Origin of the sequence: Dolichospermum sp. LEGE 00246, from assembly GCF_015207865.1 — a bacterium.
Classification (GTDB): domain Bacteria; phylum Cyanobacteriota; class Cyanobacteriia; order Cyanobacteriales; family Nostocaceae; genus Dolichospermum; species Dolichospermum heterosporum.
In genome coordinates this window covers 1-4,436 of the sequence record NZ_JADEWA010000452.1, presented here as the reverse complement: position 1 = coordinate 4,436, position 4,436 = coordinate 1, and the positions used below count along the sequence as shown (strand labels likewise).

Here is a 4,436-nt window from a genome sequence, read left to right as displayed (position 1 = left end):
ATTCTAAAGTTTGAGATAATGAAAGATCAGTAATTCTTAATCTATATAAGGAGTTAATAATTTGATGCTTGCAATTTTTACCAATCCAAGATAGGGCGACAAATAAGGTTTTATGAAACAATTAGTTGCATATAGGTTGAAATTCCCAAAAAATAAGTTTAACCTAAATTATTAAATCAGGGAAGTTTAGACCGTGAATTTAAAGCGGTCTTTGAGCATTAAATTAGTCAATTAAACTTTATTGCATTATTTGGCTTCTGCAATATTGGAATTACAAAACTACAAGGAATTGCTGGCATGAGACTATCTGAATTAGATCCACTCATCCCGCTGAATGAGTTACGAGAAGACCTCCTCAAATTACCAAAAGGTTACTCATTTCATGAAGATGAATTAGTAGATTTTCTATCACGGAGAAGATGGCCTGAAAGCAATCGTCGAATTGATAGAACAACATTTTGGCGGTGGCGTAATGACAACGCTATTGAGCATCAAAAAATATTCAGTCGTTTGGATCTTCTCAAACTTTGTCAAATTTGTGATCACTATCGAGTAGACGGAACACGGAGTGAATACTTGGCAATTATGCGGAAGAAAAAAGAAAAAGAGGTTGTGCTGAATAAATAAACTTTTGATATTGGTAATTGGTAATTGTCAGTAACTGATTACCCATTACCTATCAAAATTTTAGCATTTAAATATTTTGTGTAACTGGTAATTAATCAACTCAGCAAATAATTCTTGATCAATAGTATTTTTTTGGATATTGGATCATATATAAGGTTGTCAAGAGATGTTATCAAGGATAGGGACTTTTCTGGTTCTTATTGAGAATCAGAAATACTGTCATATTTCCTAATTTAAAAGACAAAATCATGGTACACAAAGAAAAGCACTCATTAATAAAACCTGTGAGTTTGTGGCCGATAATGTTAGCAAGTTCTGGAGTTATAGCTACTAGTCTAATATCTCTCTATAGCCTTTCATATTTTCAGAAACATTCTAAATCAACTTCTACAATATCTCCTATTATCCCTATTTCTGCACCTACCATTACTGCTGTTGCTGCTTTAGGACGGTTAGAACCCCAAGGAGAAGTAATTCGTCTTTCCGCACCCAATTCTCAGACAGGGATAAGAGTTAATCAACTTTTGGTGAAAAAAGGAGACAAAATTCGTCAAGGACAAGTAGTAGCAATTCTTGATAGTTATATTCCTAATCTTGCAGCTTTAGAAAAAGCAAAACGACAAGTAGAAGTCAGTCAAGCGAATCTTCAGCAAGTAGAAGCAGGGGCGAAAAGAGGTGATATTTCGGCTCAAAAAGCCGCAATTTCCCGGTTAGAAGTGGAATTACGAGGATCAATTTCTACCCAAAAAGCCACAATTGCTCGTCTAGAAGCTGAACTAAAAAATTCAGAAACCGAAAATAACCGATATCAGAAATTATATGAAGATGGTGCTATTTCTGCTTCTGATGCAGATAATAAAAAATTACGCAGGGATACTGTGCAAGAACAACTTAATGAAGCTAATGCTAACCTGAAACGGACTGTAGAAACTTTGCAAAAACAGTTAAGTGAGTCTGAAGCTAGACTGAATAGTATTGCAGAAATTCGTCCTACAGATGTGCAACTAGCTCAAGCAAATGTAAAAAGTGCGATCGCATCTGTTCAACAAGCTCAAGCGGAGTTAGATCTAAGTTATATTCGTTCACCTATTAATGGTCAAGTCCTAAAAATTAATGCTTGGCCAGGAGAAATAATTGCCAATAAAGGGATATTAGAACTAGGACAAACTCAACAAATGTATGTAGTTGCAGAAGTTTACGAAACTGACATTAAAAAAGTTCGTTTAGGTCAATCAGCAACTATCACGGGTGACGCTTTCGCAGGAAAATTACAAGGGACAGTTACAGATATTGGTTTACAAGTTGGCAGACAAAATATCTTTAACACTAATCCTGGTTCAGATACAGATAATAAAATAGTTGATGTAAAAATTCGCATTGATAAATTAGCAGATAATCAACGAGTTTCTAATTTAACTAATTTACAAGTCCAGGCACTTATTCAGATATAAGCCTGAACTGTAAGTTGTCTAATTAATTTGATGGGGATGATGACTAATGGGTATTTTGAAATCCTATGATGAGATAGGAAAGAGGAGAAAATATGATTTTAAATATACCTTTAGCTTGGCTACAATTAGCAAAGCAAAAAGTACGCTTTTTTGTAGCATTAGCGGGTATTGCTTTTATTTCTGTTTTAATGTTTATGCAAATTGGGTTTCAAGATGCTCTTTATGCCAGTGCGACTCAAGTACATAAACATCTTCGAGGTGATTTGTTTTTAATTAGCTCCCAATATAAATCCTTGACTTCTACTCAAAGTTTTCCTCGCAGTCGTTTATATCAGATATTAGGTTTTAATGGGATTGAATCAGTTGAACCTTTATATGTCCAATTTGCTAAACTGAAAAATCCTCTCAATGGTCGCAAATATCCTATTTATGTCCTGGGATTTGATCCGGTTAAATCCATATTTAGATTACCTGAAATAGATCAAGATTTTCAATCACTCAAAATTCCTGATCAAGTATTTTTTGACCGAGCCGCACGTCCAGAATTTGGACCAATTGCTGAATATTTCCAGAAAAATAAACATATCAGTATGGAAATATTTAGTTATTTAGGAACAGTTGGTTACAAGGTTAAAGTTAGTGGTTTATTTACCCTTGGTCCCTCTTTTGGTGTGGATGGTAATTTAATAGTCAGTTCTTCTACTTTTTTGAAAATATTTCCAGAACGCAGAGCAAATGAACTAGATATAGGCTCAATTAATCTGCAACCTCATGTTAACCCAAAAACAATTTTAGCAACCTTATCTGCTAATTTACCTGATGATGTCACAGTGATGACTCGCCAAGAATTTATTGATTTTGAAAAAAACTATTGGACATTAAGAACACCGATTGGATTTGTGTTTAATTTGATGGTAACGATGGGTTTTGTTGTTGGTGTCATTGTTGTTTATCAAATCCTTTATAGTAATATATCAAGCCATTTTGTCCAATTTGCTACACTCAAGGCCATGGGATTTAGAAATAAATATCTTTTGAATGTTGTTTTTCAGCAAGCTATAATTTTAGCTGTCTTGGGTTATATTCCCGGTTTTGCTATCTCTCTAGGACTATATGATATTGCCAAAGATGCAACTAAATTACCAATTGTGATGGATATAAATAAGGGTTTATTAGTATTTACGTCTGTGATTATTATGTGCTTAACTTCTGGTTTCTTTTCTACTAATAAATTACGTAAGGTAGATCCAGCAGAAATTTTTAATTAACCACCTAAGAGGATGTTTGAAAAGTTTTTAAGTTTTTTACCGTTCACCCACTTATGCGATATTCACATTCTGCTAATATTTTACAAATCACAAATCTTAATCATTACTTTGGTAGTAGTAAATTACGAACTCAAACTTTATTTGATATTAATTTGACGATCAAATCTGGAGAAATTGTCATTATGACTGGACCTTCTGGTTCAGGAAAAACTACTCTATTAACATTAATCGGTGGTTTGCGTTCTGTTCAAGAGGGAAGTTTAAAATTTAGTGGACAAGAATTATTAAATGCTAGTAATGAAGAATTAGTTCAAATACGTAGGCAAATTGGTTATATTTTTCAAGCTCATAATTTACTAGATTTCTTAACTGCTATGCAAAATGTACAAATGTCTTTAGAATTGCAATCTAATATTTCTCAATGGGAATCTTATATTCAGTCTGAAGCAATACTTAATGCTGTGAAATTGGGAGATAGAATTAATTATTATCCCTCTGATCTTTCTGGGGGACAGAAGCAACGAGTGGCGATCGCTCGCGCTTTAGTGAGTCATCCTAAGTTAGTATTAGCCGATGAACCTACGGCTGCTTTAGATAGTAAATCAGGACGAGATGTGGTTAATTTAATGCAGCAATTAGCAAAAGAACAAGATTGCTCAATTTTAATTGTTACCCATGATAACCGCATTTTAGACATTGCTGATAGAATTATCAACATGGAGGACGGTTATTTAATTCAAGATGAAGTTTAGGGTGATCTCCTAGATTTGTACTTAACCAAATTTACTAAGAGAACTCCACAAAAAAAATGATCCAATTTTGTGGGATGGGCATCCTTGCCCGTCCTTGATGATTAGCGGGCAATTCGTCCAATTCGTCCCGCACCACAAGAAATTTTGGGATATTTTTTTGATTGGAAGTCTCTAATAAACCTGTGCTGCATGAGTTGTCATTGCGAGTGAAAGGAAGCAATCTCTTGACAACCGATAAACCACCTAACGAAAAAATCTCTCAAACCCTTATTCCTCTGTGTCCTCTGCGCCTCCGTGGTTCGTTAATCAGGATAATTTATTTCTTGGAAGTCCCTAAA

At 34.3% G+C, this 4,436-nt stretch carries 4 protein-coding genes; all 4 read left to right on the top strand.

The genetic code is table 11. The features are described 5' to 3' along the window. Positions 1-297 precede the first annotated feature (297 nt). Positions 298-627 (top strand): hypothetical protein, encoded by a 330-nt coding sequence (locus IQ228_RS21940; protein ID WP_027402676.1) that lies wholly within the window; start codon positions 298-300, stop codon positions 625-627. 248 nt (positions 628-875) lie between these two features. Next, a complete protein-coding gene (locus tag IQ228_RS21935) occupies positions 876-2,078 on the top strand; it encodes an ABC exporter membrane fusion protein (protein ID WP_027402675.1) in 1,203 nt (400 codons plus the stop codon). 92 nt (positions 2,079-2,170) lie between these two features. Next, the gene (devC, locus tag IQ228_RS21930) at positions 2,171-3,346 is read left to right on the top strand and encodes an ABC transporter permease DevC (protein WP_027402674.1); all 1,176 of its coding nucleotides are present in this window, start codon (positions 2,171-2,173) and stop codon (positions 3,344-3,346) included. Between the two features lie 53 nt (positions 3,347-3,399). Beyond that, on the top strand, positions 3,400-4,098 hold the full coding sequence (locus tag IQ228_RS21925; protein WP_193964434.1) for a DevA family ABC transporter ATP-binding protein: 699 nt from the start codon (positions 3,400-3,402) through the stop codon (positions 4,096-4,098). Positions 4,099-4,436: the final 338 nt, after the last annotated feature.

Bases quoted from the DNA above. Each gene is read 5' to 3' on its own strand.
- IQ228_RS21940 (WP_027402676.1), top strand. From the start codon at position 298: ATGAGACTATCTGAATTAGATCCACTCATCCCGCTGAATGAGTTACGA.
- IQ228_RS21935 (WP_027402675.1), top strand. From the start codon at position 876: ATGGTACACAAAGAAAAGCACTCATTAATAAAACCTGTGAGTTTGTGG.
- devC (WP_027402674.1), top strand. From the start codon at position 2,171: ATGATTTTAAATATACCTTTAGCTTGGCTACAATTAGCAAAGCAAAAA.
- IQ228_RS21925 (WP_193964434.1), top strand. From the start codon at position 3,400: ATGCGATATTCACATTCTGCTAATATTTTACAAATCACAAATCTTAAT.